Origin of the sequence: Heyndrickxia sp. FSL W8-0423, from assembly GCF_038009395.1 — a bacterium.
In the GTDB taxonomy this organism is placed as follows: Bacteria; Bacillota; Bacilli; order Bacillales; family Bacillaceae_C; genus Heyndrickxia; species Heyndrickxia sporothermodurans.
The window spans coordinates 3,335,431-3,351,969 of record NZ_JBBPBE010000001.1; the positions used below are offsets into that span (position 1 = coordinate 3,335,431).

Here is a 16,539-nt window from a genome sequence, read left to right on the forward strand (position 1 = left end):
GACCTTTCTTCACTTCTACTATAAAAAAATAGTAGCACAAACCATGGCCTTGGTTTGTGCTACTAATGTTAGTATGTTTAAGCTATTTTCAGTGCTATTCTCTAATTAAGAGAAATTTTTCCGCTTATTTATCAAACTCATTTTAGCATCTTAATGCACTTATGGTTTTGTGAAAAAAAGGCTTAGAGACATTTACAGCTCTAAGCCTTTTTGACTGTGAAGTTTGGTCTGTAACTTACCGTTCTGCACCTCACAAGTACACCCGTTACTAAAATAGACGAGTTTTTACTTACTTTATTTGAATTTTCACATCCGTATTGATATAAGCAGGATAATCAATGAGTTTTAATGTAATCGGCTTTTTGGAAATCGCATTATTTATTTTGTATGGAAAACCGATTTTTCCCCCATCAGCTTCCCAAATATAAGTGGAAAGTCGATGCATTTTTCCAGTAAAATCCGTATAGCTATCAAAAATTTGGCCATTGAATTTCTCATTTAAATAAAACATCAAAAGATCAGTCGAATCATCGAATGCACCAAATTCAACTTTGTGCAACTGCCCGTCTTTGGGAGCTTGAATAATTTTCTTTTTAAATGGGTCGATAACAACATTCAATTCATCTTTGTCTAGAGCTCTTATTTTATTAAAAACTAAGAAAAGTTTCTTTGGCTGTTCAAAATAATTACTTTGCAAAAAATAAGTCTTTTCATCATTTCCCCCATGGGCAACAATTCCGTTTTGGATTTTTGACCAGGCTTCACCATTCTCATCAACAAACCGGAGATCTTGAATATCAAAAATCTCTTTTGAGTTTTGTGTAGGGAATTTCACATTAATTCCTACTCTTGTCGGGGAAAAAGTGATGTGATCAATAAGAATTTGTTGATTCTCAACAGTCACTGTCTTTTTCATTGGAATTGTTTTTTTCTTGCCGATTTTATTTTGGTCGATAGAAAAAGGAATTCTCCACTCCTCATTATATTTTTCAAATTTCATAACAAGAGTTAATTTTCCTTTAGGAATCGGTTCAGCGAATTCAAAAGTGCCATCCGAAATGCTGGTTTCATATTGATTGCGGCGATCTCCCCCACAGCAAGAGGAAGAACCTGTTTTTAATTTCTCTCCATTTTCCTTTTCAATATATACATCCTTAGACCAAACTTGTTTGGGAAGTTTCTTGCTCGATTTAAAAGAATAGAAAACAACCAATTGTTCCTCGTCTGTAATAATGGAATCAAGAGTCACTTTAAATCCATGATGCTCATCGGAACGATTCACTTTTTGAAAATACTCGTTATCCACAGCGGCTAGTAATCCCTTATTATCTTGAACCAATTCGACAATATGCTCCATTCCAGGAATTTTTTTTATATAGGAGGCAAATGTATCAGACACCCGTATAGAACCGAGAAAAATAATGATAAAGGAGGCAGCCAAAATAATTGTTTTTTTCCAGAGAGAGTAGTGTTTTTTCCGACGTTTTGCTTTTTGTATTCCAGTAAAAATTGCTTGATTTAATTGCTCTTCAGGAATCGTTGCCGTATCGATCTCCTGTTTCACACTTTGCAGCTGCTTTTCTTCTTTTTCAAACATGATTTTCTACCCCTCCCTCTTCTAAATGAAGCTTTAATTGTCGGAGTCCTTTATAAAGCCATGTCTTTACCGTACTTTCCGGGCAATTCAATAGTTTAGCGATATCAGAGATTTTCATATCATGAAAGTATTTTAAAATAATTACATGACTTTGTTTATCATCTAATTGTCTAACAGCTTCATAGAGATCTAGATTCATTAGATCTTCTTTACCACCTGCAATGTGTGACATATCATCATAATGAATAACGCGATTACGTTTTTTTAATTCATCATTGCAATAATTAATTAATATCCGAATGATCCATGTTGAAAAAAATTGAGGATTTTTTAATTTCTTAATCGCTTTAAAGCTTCGAAAGGATGTTTCCTGAACAGCTTCAAGGGCAGCTTCTTCATTTTTCATATAGGAAAGAGCAATCCGATAAAGCTGCTCTTTATGCTCAAGCAATAGCTGATAAAAGGCGGCATCATCACCTTTTTTCGCTTTCTTCACTAGAGAAATAATATCCATCTGCTTCCCCCTTTCATTCATTAGACATTTGAGTCTTTAAAAAAGTTTTAGTGTTTTCACATTTATTGCTTCTCAATAGAAAAAACCCGGATACAAATCGATCCGGGTTACGTCCTTACTTTTTGAAAAACGCCTTTCTCCCTAGCCGTTCTACAGTTCGAGGAAATAAAGTGTAGATAAGGCTTCCCGCATTCATCCAACCGGGCGCATTGATTTCTCTGCGTTTTGTCAGCATGCTGTCAACAATTTTCTTCGCTAACTTTTCCGGATTCAGCATATATTTTTCAACACTTTTTGCGTAAGTTCCGGATTTATCAGCTACTTGAAAAAAATTAGTCGCAATCGGGCCAGGATTAACTGTTGTCACAAAGACGTTATATGGCGACAATTCCATTCTTATGCTATTAGAATATCCGATAACGGCGAACTTTGTTGCTGCATAGACACTTGATTTAGGAGTGGCCATTTTCCCAGCTTGGGAGGCAATATTAATGATATGTCCGGATTTGTTCGTTCGCATTGATGGGATGACCTCTTTCGTACAGGCCATTAATCCAACGACATTCACATCAAACATTCCTTTAATATCGGACATAGAGGCAGAATGCGCCTCTTCAAAAACACCGTATCCCGCATTATTAACTAACACATCAATGTTTCCAAACTCCTCTCGAATTTTTTGAAAAACAGTAGGAATCTGTTCATGTGCGGAAACATCTAAAAATTGAATGCTACATTTTATTGAATATTTTTCTTCTATATTACGTTTCATCACCTTCAATTTTTCAATATTGCGAGCCAAAAGGACAAGATTGGCCCTATCTTTTGCACATTTGCAGGCAATCTGTTCACCTAAACCTCCGGATGCCCCTGTAATGACAATGGTTTTGTTTTGAAGACGATGATTCGTCATTTCGTTCACTCCTATTACGCACAAAAATAAGCGATACCTTCTTCATTCACTACTTTCTTGATGGCTTCTTTTGAGAGCAAGAAGTCTAATTGAGCGGTCGTTTCCGATAAAGTCAGTCCTAATTCTTTTTGATAAACTGCAGGGAAGAGCCTTTGACAGATTTCAAATGTCGTTAAAGCTTTCTCTTTAATCATTTCTCTTACTTGCATCGCCCGATCATGCTGTCTTTGCAGCCTGCGTTCAACCAAAGCATGGACATCTTTTACTTCCGCTCCATGCCCGGTAAAAGCTATGGAAATATCATAATCAAAAAGCTTCTTTAAAGAAGCATTATATTGCAATTGAGGCTTTGGACGCTCGCTCTCTTTAGATAGTGGTGGTTCCAATAATGGATTAGAAGAAATTTTCGCAAGTATATGATCACCTGCAATCATTGTGCCATCCTTTTCACGATAAAAGGATAGATGACTTTGCGCATGTCCAAGTGTTTCAAGTATGTTCCAATCTTCAAATCCTGGAATACAATCTCCTTCATTTATTATATCAGTTAGCGAACGACTAGCAGAAAACCTTAATGGCGATTTCCATTTTTTTAATAGTTGAGCAAATTCACCATGTACACCAAATTCACGAAATAAGGTTAAATAAAATTGATCATGTGCGCTAAAAAACGCTTCATCAAAAGAAAGATACGGCTTGCAGTACTGATGCCCGAAAATCTTAATCTCTTGAGGTAACCATTCTAGCAATCCCACATGATCGGGATGGTGATGGGTTAAAATAACTTGCTCAATATCATTCGGCGTATATCCTAATTGTGATAGTTGATATGTAAAGGATTCCCATGCTTCCTTTGTTTTTACCCCTGCATCGATTAGTGTTAATACATCCCCTTTAATAATATACACATTGACATCACCTACAGCAAAAGGTGTAGGCAATGAGATTTTCGCAATATTACCAATCCAAGAAACCATTTGTCTGCATCCCCTTATTTTTATATTTCTATAATATTCTAAATGATTAATACATATATTGTACCGATAAGAATGAAAAATGTCATTATATTAATATAAAAATGCAGAAAATTATAAAAAAAGAACACTTGACAAACAAGCCATTTCTTTTGCATAATCTATATAATTTAAAAAATAATCGCAATGACCAAGGCTAGTAAATAAAAAATGATGATAGAGAGTGAAGTTCATCGGCTGAAAGACTTCACCATCCGCTTTTTTATTGAACCTACCTTGAGAGCTTATTGGCAAACCAATACGTCTCCGGCGTTAACGGCATGAGATGAATGTAAAAAAGTTTTTTACATTTAATAAAGGTGGTACCGCGAATAACCCTTTCGTCCTTTTTGGATGAGAGGGTTTTTATTTTACATCAAAATTTTGGAGGGATATAGATGAAAATTTCATTTGTCGGTGCTGGATCTATGGCTGAAGCAATTATTAGCGGCATGACTCAAAAGAAATTAATCGATCATAAAAATATTTATGTAACGAATCGTTCAGACAATGTAAAACTATCTACATTAAAGGAAAAATATAAAATACAAACAACATATAGTATGAAAAATCTCCTAGAACAAACAGACATCGTCTTCCTTGCTGTTAAACCGAAAGACGCCAAAGATGCATTGCTAGCTATTCGCCCCTATCTTCATTCAACGACGTTGGTCATTTCTGTTTTGGCAGGTATATCGCTCTCCTTTATTGAATCAATCGTAGATGGTCCGATTATTCGTGCCATGCCAAACACATCTGCTGCAATCGGAAAGTCAGCAACAGCCCTAGCTTACAATGATAAAGTTTCAAATGAACAGCTAAATATCACCATAAATTTATTATCATCCATAGGTAAAACTACTATCGTTGAGGAAGAGAAGCTTGATGCAATAACAGGATTATCTGGTAGTGGCCCAGCTTATATTTACTATATTGCAGAAGCAATGGAACAATCAGCACAAGAAATAGGATTGGAAAAAACAGAAGCGAAAAAATTAATAATCCAAACATTACTAGGTGCAGCGGAAATGTTGGAGTTATCCGGAAAATCACCGGCCGATTTACGGAAGTCGGTAACAAGCCCAGGCGGAACAACAGAAGCGGGTATTCGTGTCTTGGATAACAGTCATGTAAAGGAAGCATTTATTCATTGCATCAAAGAAGCGACGACACAATCGAAAAGACTCGCACAAATAAATAGTAAGAAATAACTATAGTTTAACAATCAAGTTTCTTTCCTTAACCAACTCACATTGCTATAATTTGTATTCAAGAAAGATTTAAGGAGGGAATAACTTTTGACTGTAAAATTATTTGAACCATATACACTAAAAAATGTTACGTTAAAAAATAGGATTGTTATGTCACCGATGTGTATGTATTCTTGCGAAAATGAAGATGGCATCGTTAATGACTGGCACCGAACACACTATACGAGCCGTGCGGTCGGTCAAGTAGGATTGATCATTCTTGAAGCGACAGCCGTAACACCACAAGGAAGGATTAGTCCCCAAGATTTAGGGATTTGGAGCGATGATCATATTGAAGGCTTAGCCGATTTAGTGCGAATGATCAAATCTCATGGATCTGTTGCCGGTATTCAAATCGCCCATGCTGGAAGAAAAGCTGAACTTGAGGGAGAAATAGTTGCGCCTTCAGCCATCGCTTTCAATGAAAAAAGCAAAACACCGAAAGAAATGAGTAAAGAAGAGATCAAAGAAACAGTGGAAGCTTTTAAACAAGGGGTTTTGCGTGCAAAAAAAGCCGGCTTCGAGGTCATCGAACTTCATGGCGCACATGGTTATTTAATTAATGAATTCTTATCTCCACTTTCTAACCAAAGAACAGATGAGTATGGTGGTTCTGCAGAAAATCGCTACCGTTTCTTGAAAGAAATCATTGAAGAAGTGAAATTAATATGGGATGGCCCATTAATGGTGCGTGTGTCGGCAAATGATTACCATCCTGAAGGACTTGCACCAGAAGATTATGTTCAATTTGGTAAGTGGATGAAGGATCAAGGGGTAGACTTAATTGATGTAAGTTCTGGGGCAGTTGTTCCAGCAAGAATCTCTGTATTTCCTAGTTATCAAGTTCCTTTCGCTCAAAAAATTAAAGAAGAAGCAGGCGTTGATACGGGAGCAGTCGGATTAATCACCTCCCCATTACAAGCGGAGGAAATTTTGCAAAATGGACGTGCTGATTTAGTTTTATTAGCTCGTGAATTATTAAGAGATCCCTACTGGCCACGCCGTGCAGCGAAAGAACTTGGTGCCGAAATTGAAAGTCCAATACAATATGAACGTGGATGGAATTAAAAAATAAGCCTAAACGGCTTATTTTTTTTAAACCACTATTTGATTTTTATCTCCATAAAATCATGTGCAATCACACTATTAGGAAATACTTCCTTTGCTTCCTTCACTAGCTGTGGCCAATCGTCCTTTCCATATCTTGAACTAATATGTGTTAAACATAAAGTCCTTACATTGGCTTCAGAAGCAATAGTTGCTGCTTGTTTCGTTGTAGAATGAAAGTAGTCAAATGCAAGTTCTTCATTCTCAGCTGAAAAAGTAGCTTCATGAACAAGAATATCCGCATTTTGGGCTAAGTTACGTGCATTTTCACAAAATCTTGTATCGCCTAAAATAGTGATGATTTTCCCCTTTTGGTCAGGCCCTACATAATCGTTGCCATTAATGATCCGGCCGTCTTCTAATTGAACGGTCTCACCGCTTTTTAATTTCGCGTAAATCGGGCCCGGCATTATTCCATCGTTACGAAGCTTATCGACATCCAACGTACCTTTCCTATCCTTTTCAGTAATACGGTAACCAAAACTATGAATACCATGTTCTAAAACGGCAGCCTCCACAACGAATTGATCATCTTCAAAAACAATTCCCTCATCGATTTCTTTAATGACAAGCGGGTATTGCAAATGTGTTTCACTCACCTTAAGTGACACATCGATAAATTCTTTTATCCCTTTTGGGCCATATACAGTAAGTTCTGAATGACCGGCTTGAAAAGAGCGGCTACCGAGTAGTCCTGGTAAACCGTATATATGATCACCATGTAAATGAGTGATAAAAATTTTTTCGATTTTCCGTGGCTTCAGTGATGTATGTAAAATTTGATGTTGTGTGGCTTCTCCACAATCAAACAACCATATCGTTTTTCTCTCTTCCAACATTTTCAGTGCAATTGAAGTTACATTTCGTAGCTTTGCAGGTATTCCTGCGCCTGTTCCTAAAAATAAAAGATCCAAAGAGGAACCCTCCCATATATTACTATCTGCTTATTTTACCATAAACTTTTGAAAATAGCCTTTAGTGCGTTAATTGCATATCATTTGCTATTTCATCTATAAATGGAGTAAATTTAATACTTGGATATGCTAATCCTGCGAAAAAAATTTTTTCATTACTAAGTATTACCGATAATAATTGGTATCCTATAAATAGCAAGTAAAAAGGAGAGAATGAACAACAATGAATTCAAATGATTCTTCAACTTCATTAATTATGATATTCGGTGCAACCGGAGATTTAGCGAAGAGAAAACTTTACCCTTCCCTTTATCATCTATACAAAAAAGGAAAATTAGCGGATCATTTTGCAGTGATCGGTACAGCTAGACGACCATGGTCACACGAAGAATTTAGAGAAAATATTAAAGACTCGATTCATTCATTCGTTGGAGCAGATGAACAAATTGATGATTTCAGCTCGCATTTCTATTATCAACCACATGATGTCACTGACACTGAATCTTACATACAATTAAAGACATTAGCAAAAGAGCTAGATACGAAGTACTCTTTACAAGGAAATCGGATTTTCTACCTTGCGATGGCACCGGAATTTTTTGGAACAATTGCTGATCATTTAAAAGCTGATGGATTGACTGATACAAACGGCTTTAAACGTCTTGTTATTGAAAAGCCTTTCGGTCACGATTTAGAATCTGCCGAACAATTAAATGCGCAAATTCGTCAATCTTTTCCTGAAGAAGAAATTTATCGTATCGATCACTACTTAGGAAAAGCGATGGTACAAAATATTGAGGTTATTCGATTTGCGAACGCATTTTTTGAACCTCTTTGGAATAATCGTTACATTTCAAATATCCAAATTACCTCAAGTGAAAAACTAGGGGTTGAAGAACGTGCAAGATACTATGAAACAAGCGGTGCTCTAAGAGATATGGTACAAAATCATATGTTACAAATGTTGGCGTTGTTAGCAATGGAACCACCTATTCGTTTAACAACAGATGAGATTCGAAGTGAAAAAGTTAAAGTATTTCGTGCTCTCCGACCAATAGAAGGAAACGAGGTTAATGAGTATTTTGTTCGCGGACAATATGGACCGGGTACGATTGACAATAATGAAGTTGTCGGTTACCGCGATGAAATGAATGTTGATCCTAATTCACAAACTGAAACATACGTAGCGGGGAAATTAATGATTGATAACTTTAGATGGGCCGGTGTTCCTTTCTATATTCGAACAGGAAAGCGCATGACGACGAAATCAACGAAAATTGTCATTCAATTTAAAGATATTCCGATGAATCTTTATAATAATAATGAGCAGCTTCAACCAAATTTACTTGTCATTCATATTCAACCGGACGAAGGGATTACTTTGCATCTTAACGCGAAAAAATCAGGACAAAACATGCAAACCAATCCTGTTAAATTGAATTTTTCAAATGAAGGTTCCAATGGAATCAATACACCTGAGGCATATGAAAAATTACTTTACGATTGCTTACATGGTGATGCAACAAACTTTACTCATTGGGACGAAGTAGCATTGTCTTGGAAATTTGTCGACAATATTTCAGAAGTATGGGAACAAACGAATTCGGAAATCCCAAAATATGCTTCTGGTACAATGGGTCCGGAAGAAGCAGAAAAGCTTATCGAAAACGATGGTTTCTTCTGGTGGAACCTCAATGATCTTGATGTAGAAAATTGTGACTAAAAACGTATATTCATATTAAACCCATGTTGCTTCATGGGTTTCTTTTTTTTACGGAACATATTTTACACTTATGCTTACTTTGTAATAAAGGAATGTTTTTTAATGAGGAGGTTTAACAGATGTCACGCCAACCTAATTTAGATGATTATTTGCAAAAAGGAATGTATGGTGAAAAACAATTGAAACCTGATGAAAAAAGAAAATATCTTGGAACATTTCGAGAACGTATCGTTGTCGCTTTAAAGAAAAGTCAAGTAATGGAAAAGCAAATCTATCCCGAAGTAGAAGATTTAATGAAAAAAAATCCAAAAGCAAAGCTGTTATTAAATGGAGATTTAACTTACACTTTTTTAACTAAATATATTCAACTGGCAAAAAAACATAACAATTCGTATTCCATCGTTACGAATAACGATTCCAATACCCCAATTGGTCTTGTACTGGCGCTGGATTATGCGATTAATAAGGAAAATATCTATATAACAAAGGCAAGCAATCAACAAACAGAGACAGTTAAAAAAGAAGGGCTCTGGTCCTCCTTAAAAGGGGTGCTTATTAAAAAGAAATAATTCTCATTTTTTATTTTTATTCACCCCTCTTTGCACAGCATTTTCGCCGTATTTTTCACGCAGTTTATCGATCGCTTGATACAGTGGTTCTTTCATAGCTACTTTCTCATAGGAAAATAAGTTTAATTGTTCAACAGCATCTTGTTGTTCTACTAGATCTTGCCCTGTTACTCCGAGTAACCGAACTGGATTTCCATTCCAATGTTTAAGGAAAAGCATTTTCGCAGCGCTATATATATCTTTTTGCTGAACAACCGGATTGTTTAGTTTTCGGCTCCTCGTTATAGTGCTGCGATTTTTATATTTAATCGTGATCGAGACATTGTTTGTTAAGTAACCCTTCTTTTTCATACGCGTAGCCGTTTCCGAAGATAATTTTTCTAAAACCTTTAATAATTCTTGTTGGTTCGTGGAATCCTTTGGTAGGGTTGTGGAACTTCCTACACTTTTATAATCATTCGCAGCATTTGGATCGACTACTCGTAAATCAACACCATTCGCCTTTTCTTTCAATTTCAGTCCTCTTATACCTAATAATTTTTCAAGTTGTAAGTCATTGGTGTGAGCTAGATCTTTAATTGTTTGTATCCCTGCATCAACTAGTTTGTCTGCCGTTTTTTTGCCAATGCCGTGCATTTCGATTAACGGAAGCGGCCATATTTTTTCGGGGATGTCACGTTTTCTCAAAACGGTAATTCCCATTGGTTTTTTCATATCTGAGGCCATTTTAGCCAAAAATTTATTTGGGGCTATACCGATACTGCAGGGCAGATCTAATTCATTCACTAATTGTTGCTGAATCATTGTGGCAATTTCGTAAGGTGTCCCTAATTCATAGCTCTCCGTAATATCAATATACCCTTCGTCAATAGAAACCGGCTCTACTAGCTCAGAATATTGACGTAAAATACGAAACATTGCTTCTGATGCCTCACGATATCTCGTAAAATTAGGTCTCAATATAATTAATTGCGGACATCGTTTTTTTGCTTCCCAAACAGTCATCGTTGTTTTTACACCAAATTTACGTGCTTCATAACTGCATGTTACAACGATCCCTTTCCTCTCCTCAGGATTTCCGGCTACAGCGATCGGCTTCCCCTTTAGTGATGCATCATAGGCCATTTCAACAGAGGCAAAAAAGCTATTCATATCAACATGTAAAATGACACGTCCGTTTTTTGGGTAATATTGTTTCACCTAAATCATTTCCTTTTTTAAAGTAGGCGTTTTTTCTTTTTATATTTATACAAGCAAAAATGCATGTTTGCACATGCATCAATTGACTTGCGGTTCTTTCATATATTCTAGTATATCTTTAATTCCTTCTAATGAATGAACTAAAAGATTCGGATCAATCATCGTAATTAAGCGAGATTCTAAATTTGCTACACTACTCATGTAATTCGTTTTTTGATAGGCGACCAAACCGATTTGTGTTAATGTGTCATTTGGTATATCAAGAATTTCTTTCGCTTCTTTTACTAGTAAACCGATAGATAATTCTTCTGTATTTAACACAATTAATCGTGATTGTTCATTATGTTGTAAGAGATGACCGTATAATACATGTTCGAAATCGATGACTGGAATCAGTTCTCCTCTTGATTTTACTATACCCCTGACAAACGGGGGCAAATTTGGAATCAATGTAATATTTTCGAATTTTTCTATTGAAATGACATAATCAACAGAAATTCCGTATTCTTCGTTACCAATTTGAAAGATAATTGCTTTTTCATTTACTGCCACACCTAAATCCTCCACTTTCATTTTAGAAACTAGACCATTTTCCATGGTCTAGTTTCTTCTTAAAAATTATGCATTTGCAACTTCTTGAACAATAGCTACAACCATTTCTGTCAATTTAACGAGTTCTTCGACAGGCATGCGTTCGTTTGTTGTATGAATTTCTTCATAACCAACAGCTAGATTGACAGTAGGGATACCAAATCCGGCGATTACGTTCGCATCACTACCTCCACCACTTTGCTCAAGCTTGCAATCTCTGCCTATTTTAGCTGCAGCTTTTTTCGCAATTTCAACGACTTGATCGCCGTCAGCAAATTTAAATCCTGGATACATAACCTGAACTTCTACATTTGCTTTACCGCCCATTTCAACAGCAGCTTGTTCGAATGCTTCTTTCATTTTGGCAACTTGTTTCTCCATTTTATCAGGAACCAATGAACGAGCCTCAGCTAAAATATCTACACGGTCGCAAACAATATTTGTTGCTTGGCCGCCTTCGAATCTTCCGATATTTGCAGTCGTTTCTTCATCAATTCGTCCAAGCGGCATTCTTGAAATTGCTTTTGCAGCGATGGAAATAGCCGATACACCTTTTTCCGGTGCTACGCCGGCATGCGCCGTTTTCCCATGAATAACTGCCTTCACTTTTGCTTGTGTTGGTGCAGCAACAACGATATTACCAACCTTTCCGTCACTATCTAAAGCAAAACCGTATTTAGCTTTCAACAATGATGGATCTAACACTTTTGCGCCAACAAGACCGGACTCTTCGCCGACTGTAATAATGAACTGGATTGTACCATGTTCAATATTTTCCTCTTTTAATACACGTAAAGCTTCAAACATGGCAGCAAGTCCTGCTTTGTCATCAGCACCAAGAATGGTTGTCCCATCAGTAACGACATACCCATCTTTAATAGACGGTTTAACACCATTTCCCGGAACAACCGTATCCATATGTGAAGTAAAGTAAATTGTATCGGCATCTTGCTTTGTTCCTTTTAATGTACAAATCAGATTTCCCGCACCATGACCTGTTTGAGACATCGTATCATCTTCAAACACTTCTACACCTAAATCTTGAAATTTTTTCTTTAGAACTTTAGAAATATTTCCTTCATTTTTTGTTTCTGAATCAATTTGAACTAATTCTAGAAACTCATTAAGTAATCGTTCTTGATTAGCCATCTATAGAGACCTCCAATAAAAATATGTACGCTTCCTTATAAGTATATCCCTATTTTTAAATACGGACAATTATAGTGGAATATTTCCGTGTTTTTTATTTGGTCTTTCTTCTTTTTTATGGCGCATTATATCTAGCCCTTGAATTAATTTCATTCTTGTTTCCCGCGGATCAATGACATCATCTACCATTCCCCTTGAGGCAGCAACATATGGATTAGCGAATTTTTCTCGGTATTCGTCAATTTTTTGTTTTCTCGTTTCTTCAGGATTAGGACTATTTTGAATTTCTTTGGCAAAAATGATATTGGCTGCGCCTTCAGGTCCCATGACGGCAATCTCCGCATTTGGCCATGCATATACTAAATCAGCACCGATTGATTTACTATTTAAGGCAACATACGCTCCGCCAAAAGCTTTTCTCAAAATAACGGTTATTTTCGGAACGGTCGCTTCAGAATACGCATATAAGATTTTTGCACCATGACGAATAATTCCGCCATGTTCTTGCTTAATCCCAGGAAAGAAACCTGTTACATCCTCAAAAGTAATAATTGGTATATTAAAAGAATCACAGAAACGGATAAAGCGAGCTGCTTTGTCTGAAGAATCAATATCTAACCCGCCAGCCATAAACTTCGGTTGATTACAAACAAGTCCAACAGATTCCCCGTTTAGCCGTGCAAATCCAATGACAATATTTTTCGCAAATTCTTTTTGGACTTCAAAAAATGATCCTTCATCTACTACTTGATCAATAACCTTTCTAATATCATAGGGCCTGACTGCATCAAATGGAATGATATCCGTTAAATCCGGTCGATAATGATCTGTTTCATCAACTGCTAGTTTAGGTGCTTTTTCTCCATTATTCTGTGGCAAATAAGATAAAAGTGTACGTACCATTTCTAATACGCCTTCTTCATTGTTATCACGGAAATGAGCATTTCCACTGATTGTATTATGGACTTTTGAGCCGCCTAAATCTTCTGAAGAGATCTTTTCACCAGTCACAGTCTCAATCACTTTTGGACCAGTGATGAACATTTGACTTGATTCATCAACCATAAAGACAAAATCTGTAATAGCTGGAGAATAGACGGCCCCACCGGCACAAGGACCCATAATAACGGATATTTGCGGAATAACACCTGAATATATCGCATTGCGATAAAAAACATGTCCGTATCCATCCAATGATACGACACCTTCTTGAATTCTTGCTCCGCCGGAGTCATTTAATCCAATAAATGGTGCACCGTTTTTTGCCGCTAAATCCATTACATTTGCTATTTTCTCAGCATGCATTTCGCCAAGTGCACCACCAAATACAGTAAAGTCTTGGGAAAATAAATAAATTGGTCGTCCATTTACTTTTGCGTAGCCTGTGACCACACCATCGCCGGGACCTTTTACCTTATCTAATCCAAAATCATGGCTCCGGTGCTCAATAAACGGTTGTAATTCGACAAATGAACCTGGGTCAACCAATAAATCAATTCTTTCTCTCGCCGTTAATTTACCTTTTTGATGTTGTTTATCGATTTTTTCATCTCCGCCACCGAGCTCAATTTCTCGTTTCCTGTCATATAATTCATTAATTTTCTCATATATATCTGTCACTTTGATCCCTCCCTGATGTAAGTAATCAAATCAAATAACTATTTCTCGTTCTTCTCACATAGTTCATATAAAACACCATGTCCTGATTTCGGATGAAGAAATGCGACTTGTGCACCGCCAGCCCCTCGTTTTGGGGTATCTTGTATCATTTGCACACCTTTGTCTCTAAGCTCTCTTATCCGCGTTTGAATGTCGTCTACACTAAAGGCGACATGATGGATCCCTTGCCCTCGTTTTTCTAAAAATTTCGCAATTGTACTCGATTCGTTGATCGGCTCTAATAATTCCAATTTCACGTTTCCCGCATCAATGAAGGCAACCCGAATATTTTCTGATGGAACCTCTTCAATATGTAAACAAGAAAATGGAAGCGTTTCCGTATAAAACGGCAATACTTCATTAATTGAATGAACGGCGATCCCAATATGATCTACCTTTTTCATTTCTGAATCCCTCCCCAAGTTGTACCATATATACTTATACATAAAGTGTCGAAAATCCTGCAATAATTAATAAAAATGCCTTATTTAATTAGGAATAGTGGTTGTCTTCTCATCTATAAATTAATAGAATAGTATTAAGAGTTACAAGGAGTGAAGATGATTATGTCAAAAAAAGCGCAAAAAATTGTTGTTTATTTGATGATATTTGCAATGCTTGCTTCAACTGTACTTGCTGGACTAGCATGGTTACTATAATAAAAAAGCCCTAGTTAATTTAATTCTTAGCTAGGGACTTTTTTTGTACATTTTTATCTACTTTAAAATTGCTTTTAATCATTAAGTATTGTTCCATTTCTCGCATAAATTGGAATAGAGTGGCTCTTGCCTCAAATTCCTCTCTTGTTTTTGGAAGATCCATTTGTTGTATTTTCCTTTGCATAGAATAAAGCTTTTTTAATCTGTCTAAAGCTGTGTTTTTCGGTTTAATATTTTCCTTTAAGTCTTCTATAAAATCCGCCACCATCATTCTTTGTTCTACCATAGATGAAATTGATGTAATAATAGGAAGCGATCTCTCGATAATCTCAAATTGCTTTTCTCTCATTTTAAAATAGGAATAGTAAAACGATTCGTTAGTAGTAAAACGATTTTCAACATCACGAAAAGCAAGAAGCTTTGCATTTTCAATAATTTCAGCCGTTTCCGTTATTTCTTTTCCATCCCATGTATTTTTATTTGTCCTCAAATATTGAATAATTTCTTCAAAGATTAATCGGAAATTCCCTTCAATTTTCTCTTGGTATTTTAATAATTGACGATCAAGACTTGGCATGTATAAATTCATGACTAACGCTACACCAATTCCAATAAGAATAATCGCAAATTCATTTACAACAAGATGTGAATCGATGGATGAGGCTGCAAGAAAATGTAAAATAATGACACTACTTGATACAACCCCTTCATTTATTTTTAACATGACTGTAACAGGAATAAATATAAGCAAAACAAGACCGATGACAAATGGATGCTGTCCAAGTATGGTGAAAAATAATGTTGATAAGATCATCGCAATTACACAGGCAGCAAACCTGCTCCATGCCGCTTTTACTGATTTTTTCTTTGTGCTTTGGATGCAAAGAATGGCTAATATTCCCGCAGAAAAATAATTCTGTAAATCGAATATTTGCGCAATATAGATAGCAACTGGTGTGGCAATAGCGGTTTTCATTGTACGATAGCCGATTTTGAACATAATTTAACTCCCATTATTTACTCTTTTATAATAGAATTTCACAAAAAAATCCGGTTATGAACCGGATTTTTTTATCCAACTTAAATTTCTTCACAATATTGATCGAAATATTCTTGGAGCTTATTAACAACTGACATTGGGTCATGACCTTCAATTTCATGACGCTCAACCATTGTCAATAGTTTTCCATCTTTTAATAACGCAAATGATGGTGAGGAAGGTGGATAGCCTTCAAAATAACTTCTTGCTTTTGCCGTTGCTTCCTTATCTTGCCCGGCAAATACAGTTACTAGTTGATCCGGCCGCTTATCGTGATGAATAGCATGTGCAGCAGCAGGACGTGCAATTCCGCCGGCACAACCACATACAGAATTTACAAGCACTAATGTTGTCCCTTTTTTCGTTAATGCCTCGTCTACTTCTTCGACTGTTTTTAGCTCTTTATAACCAGATGCAGTCGCCTCTTCTCGAGCTTGTCGTACTACATCATTCATGAATAAATTAAAATCCATACTCATATTCTCGCTTCCTTCCATACAATATCTACTTTCTCATAATAGCAGGTTTTCTTTTAATTATACAAATAATCAAATCCCCAATAAGAAAATAGTTAAATTGTTAGCAACTTTATAAAAAAATAAGATTAAGTATTTTGAAAACGGGTATGATAATAATACATCT

The 16,539-nt window shown here is 36.2% G+C and carries 17 protein-coding genes and 1 other annotated feature; of the genes, 5 read left to right on the plus strand and 12 right to left on the minus strand.

The genetic code is table 11. From position 1 onward, the window contains the following. Nucleotides 1-289: 289 nt before the first annotated feature. The 4 genes from MKY81_RS17110 to MKY81_RS17125 form a co-directional block, all read right to left on the minus strand. Nucleotides 290-1,597 carry a DUF4179 domain-containing protein gene (locus MKY81_RS17110; protein WP_108073649.1) on the minus strand — a complete coding sequence of 436 codons (1,308 nt, stop codon included), beginning with the start codon at nucleotides 1,595-1,597 and terminating at the stop codon, nucleotides 290-292. Further along, complete coding sequence (locus tag MKY81_RS17115; protein ID WP_108073651.1) at nucleotides 1,590-2,111, minus strand: sigma-70 family RNA polymerase sigma factor; 522 nt, start codon at nucleotides 2,109-2,111, stop codon at nucleotides 1,590-1,592. The genes MKY81_RS17110 and MKY81_RS17115 overlap by 8 nt, the downstream gene beginning before the upstream one ends. A gap of 115 nt (nucleotides 2,112-2,226) precedes the next feature. Further along, complete coding sequence (locus MKY81_RS17120; protein ID WP_107920124.1) at nucleotides 2,227-3,024, minus strand: SDR family NAD(P)-dependent oxidoreductase; 798 nt, start codon at nucleotides 3,022-3,024, stop codon at nucleotides 2,227-2,229. Nucleotides 3,025-3,038: 14 nt separating this feature from the next. Then, nucleotides 3,039-4,001 (minus strand): MBL fold metallo-hydrolase, encoded by a 963-nt coding sequence (locus MKY81_RS17125; protein ID WP_108073653.1) that lies wholly within the window; start codon nucleotides 3,999-4,001, stop codon nucleotides 3,039-3,041. Between the two features lie 174 nt (nucleotides 4,002-4,175). Beyond that, nucleotides 4,176-4,389 (plus strand) — a binding site (T-box leader). Nucleotides 4,390-4,435: 46 nt separating this feature from the next. Here MKY81_RS17125 and proC point away from each other — a divergent pair. Continuing rightward, on the plus strand, nucleotides 4,436-5,248 hold the full coding sequence (proC, locus tag MKY81_RS17130) for a pyrroline-5-carboxylate reductase (RefSeq protein WP_108073655.1): 813 nt from the start codon (nucleotides 4,436-4,438) through the stop codon (nucleotides 5,246-5,248). A gap of 87 nt (nucleotides 5,249-5,335) precedes the next feature. Beyond that, nucleotides 5,336-6,355: an NADPH dehydrogenase NamA gene (namA, locus tag MKY81_RS17135; RefSeq protein WP_108073657.1), complete on the plus strand. Its 1,020-nt coding sequence runs from the start codon at nucleotides 5,336-5,338 to the stop codon at nucleotides 6,353-6,355. A gap of 35 nt (nucleotides 6,356-6,390) precedes the next feature. Here namA and rnz read toward each other — a convergent pair whose 3' ends face one another. Beyond that, nucleotides 6,391-7,308: a ribonuclease Z gene (gene rnz / locus MKY81_RS17140; RefSeq protein ID WP_108073659.1), complete on the minus strand. Its 918-nt coding sequence runs from the start codon at nucleotides 7,306-7,308 to the stop codon at nucleotides 6,391-6,393. Between the two features lie 223 nt (nucleotides 7,309-7,531). On the opposite strand from rnz, the gene zwf reads away from it, so the two are divergent. Beyond that, nucleotides 7,532-9,031, plus strand: coding sequence for a glucose-6-phosphate dehydrogenase (zwf, locus tag MKY81_RS17145; RefSeq protein WP_108073661.1), 1,500 nt, complete (start codon nucleotides 7,532-7,534; stop codon nucleotides 9,029-9,031). Nucleotides 9,032-9,150: 119 nt separating this feature from the next. Beyond that, a complete protein-coding gene (locus tag MKY81_RS17150) occupies nucleotides 9,151-9,600 on the plus strand; it encodes a YueI family protein (protein WP_108073663.1) in 450 nt (149 codons plus the stop codon). Nucleotides 9,601-9,603: 3 nt separating this feature from the next. Here the strand turns inward: MKY81_RS17150 and MKY81_RS17155 are convergent, their stop codons facing one another. The 5 genes from MKY81_RS17155 to mce form a co-directional block, all read right to left on the minus strand. Next, the gene (locus MKY81_RS17155; RefSeq protein ID WP_066234562.1) at nucleotides 9,604-10,800 is read right to left on the minus strand and encodes a DNA polymerase IV; all 1,197 of its coding nucleotides are present in this window, start codon (nucleotides 10,798-10,800) and stop codon (nucleotides 9,604-9,606) included. Between the two features lie 78 nt (nucleotides 10,801-10,878). Further along, nucleotides 10,879-11,397: a chemotaxis protein CheW gene (locus MKY81_RS17160; RefSeq protein ID WP_244913551.1), complete on the minus strand. Its 519-nt coding sequence runs from the start codon at nucleotides 11,395-11,397 to the stop codon at nucleotides 10,879-10,881. A gap of 21 nt (nucleotides 11,398-11,418) precedes the next feature. Next, on the minus strand, nucleotides 11,419-12,540 hold the full coding sequence (locus MKY81_RS17165) for a tripeptidase T (protein WP_066234560.1): 1,122 nt from the start codon (nucleotides 12,538-12,540) through the stop codon (nucleotides 11,419-11,421). A gap of 69 nt (nucleotides 12,541-12,609) precedes the next feature. Beyond that, nucleotides 12,610-14,160: an acyl-CoA carboxylase subunit beta gene (locus MKY81_RS17170; protein ID WP_108073665.1), complete on the minus strand. Its 1,551-nt coding sequence runs from the start codon at nucleotides 14,158-14,160 to the stop codon at nucleotides 12,610-12,612. Nucleotides 14,161-14,198: 38 nt separating this feature from the next. After that, on the minus strand, nucleotides 14,199-14,603 hold the full coding sequence (gene mce, locus MKY81_RS17175; RefSeq protein ID WP_108073667.1) for a methylmalonyl-CoA epimerase: 405 nt from the start codon (nucleotides 14,601-14,603) through the stop codon (nucleotides 14,199-14,201). A gap of 162 nt (nucleotides 14,604-14,765) precedes the next feature. Here mce and prli42 point away from each other — a divergent pair, with 162 nt between their 5' ends. Then, nucleotides 14,766-14,858: a stressosome-associated protein Prli42 gene (gene prli42 / locus MKY81_RS17180; RefSeq protein WP_108073669.1), complete on the plus strand. Its 93-nt coding sequence runs from the start codon at nucleotides 14,766-14,768 to the stop codon at nucleotides 14,856-14,858. A gap of 19 nt (nucleotides 14,859-14,877) precedes the next feature. Here prli42 and MKY81_RS17185 read toward each other — a convergent pair whose 3' ends face one another. Both MKY81_RS17185 and MKY81_RS17190 read right to left on the minus strand, forming a co-directional pair. Then, the gene (locus tag MKY81_RS17185; RefSeq protein ID WP_108073671.1) at nucleotides 14,878-15,858 is read right to left on the minus strand and encodes an aromatic acid exporter family protein; all 981 of its coding nucleotides are present in this window, start codon (nucleotides 15,856-15,858) and stop codon (nucleotides 14,878-14,880) included. Nucleotides 15,859-15,938: 80 nt separating this feature from the next. After that, complete coding sequence (locus MKY81_RS17190) at nucleotides 15,939-16,376, minus strand: BrxA/BrxB family bacilliredoxin (RefSeq protein ID WP_066234553.1); 438 nt, start codon at nucleotides 16,374-16,376, stop codon at nucleotides 15,939-15,941. Nucleotides 16,377-16,539: the final 163 nt, after the last annotated feature.

What these genes read in the sequence shown, in the direction of transcription:
- MKY81_RS17120 (WP_107920124.1), bottom strand. Translation starts at nt 3,024, where the DNA reads ATGACGAATCATCGTCTTCAAAACAAAACCATTGTCATTACAGGGGCA.
- mce (WP_108073667.1), bottom strand. Translation starts at nt 14,603, where the DNA reads ATGAAAAAGGTAGATCATATTGGGATCGCCGTTCATTCAATTAATGAA.
- MKY81_RS17125 (WP_108073653.1), bottom strand. Translation starts at nt 4,001, where the DNA reads ATGGTTTCTTGGATTGGTAATATTGCGAAAATCTCATTGCCTACACCT.
- prli42 (WP_108073669.1), top strand. Translation starts at nt 14,766, where the DNA reads ATGTCAAAAAAAGCGCAAAAAATTGTTGTTTATTTGATGATATTTGCA.
- MKY81_RS17110 (WP_108073649.1), bottom strand. Translation starts at nt 1,597, where the DNA reads ATGTTTGAAAAAGAAGAAAAGCAGCTGCAAAGTGTGAAACAGGAGATC.
- MKY81_RS17165 (WP_066234560.1), bottom strand. Translation starts at nt 12,540, where the DNA reads ATGGCTAATCAAGAACGATTACTTAATGAGTTTCTAGAATTAGTTCAA.
- MKY81_RS17150 (WP_108073663.1), top strand. Translation starts at nt 9,151, where the DNA reads ATGTCACGCCAACCTAATTTAGATGATTATTTGCAAAAAGGAATGTAT.
- MKY81_RS17160 (WP_244913551.1), bottom strand. Translation starts at nt 11,397, where the DNA reads ATGGAAAATGGTCTAGTTTCTAAAATGAAAGTGGAGGATTTAGGTGTG.
- zwf (WP_108073661.1), top strand. Translation starts at nt 7,532, where the DNA reads ATGAATTCAAATGATTCTTCAACTTCATTAATTATGATATTCGGTGCA.
- MKY81_RS17185 (WP_108073671.1), bottom strand. Translation starts at nt 15,858, where the DNA reads ATGTTCAAAATCGGCTATCGTACAATGAAAACCGCTATTGCCACACCA.
- MKY81_RS17190 (WP_066234553.1), bottom strand. Translation starts at nt 16,376, where the DNA reads ATGAGTATGGATTTTAATTTATTCATGAATGATGTAGTACGACAAGCT.
- proC (WP_108073655.1), top strand. Translation starts at nt 4,436, where the DNA reads ATGAAAATTTCATTTGTCGGTGCTGGATCTATGGCTGAAGCAATTATT.
- MKY81_RS17115 (WP_108073651.1), bottom strand. Translation starts at nt 2,111, where the DNA reads ATGGATATTATTTCTCTAGTGAAGAAAGCGAAAAAAGGTGATGATGCC.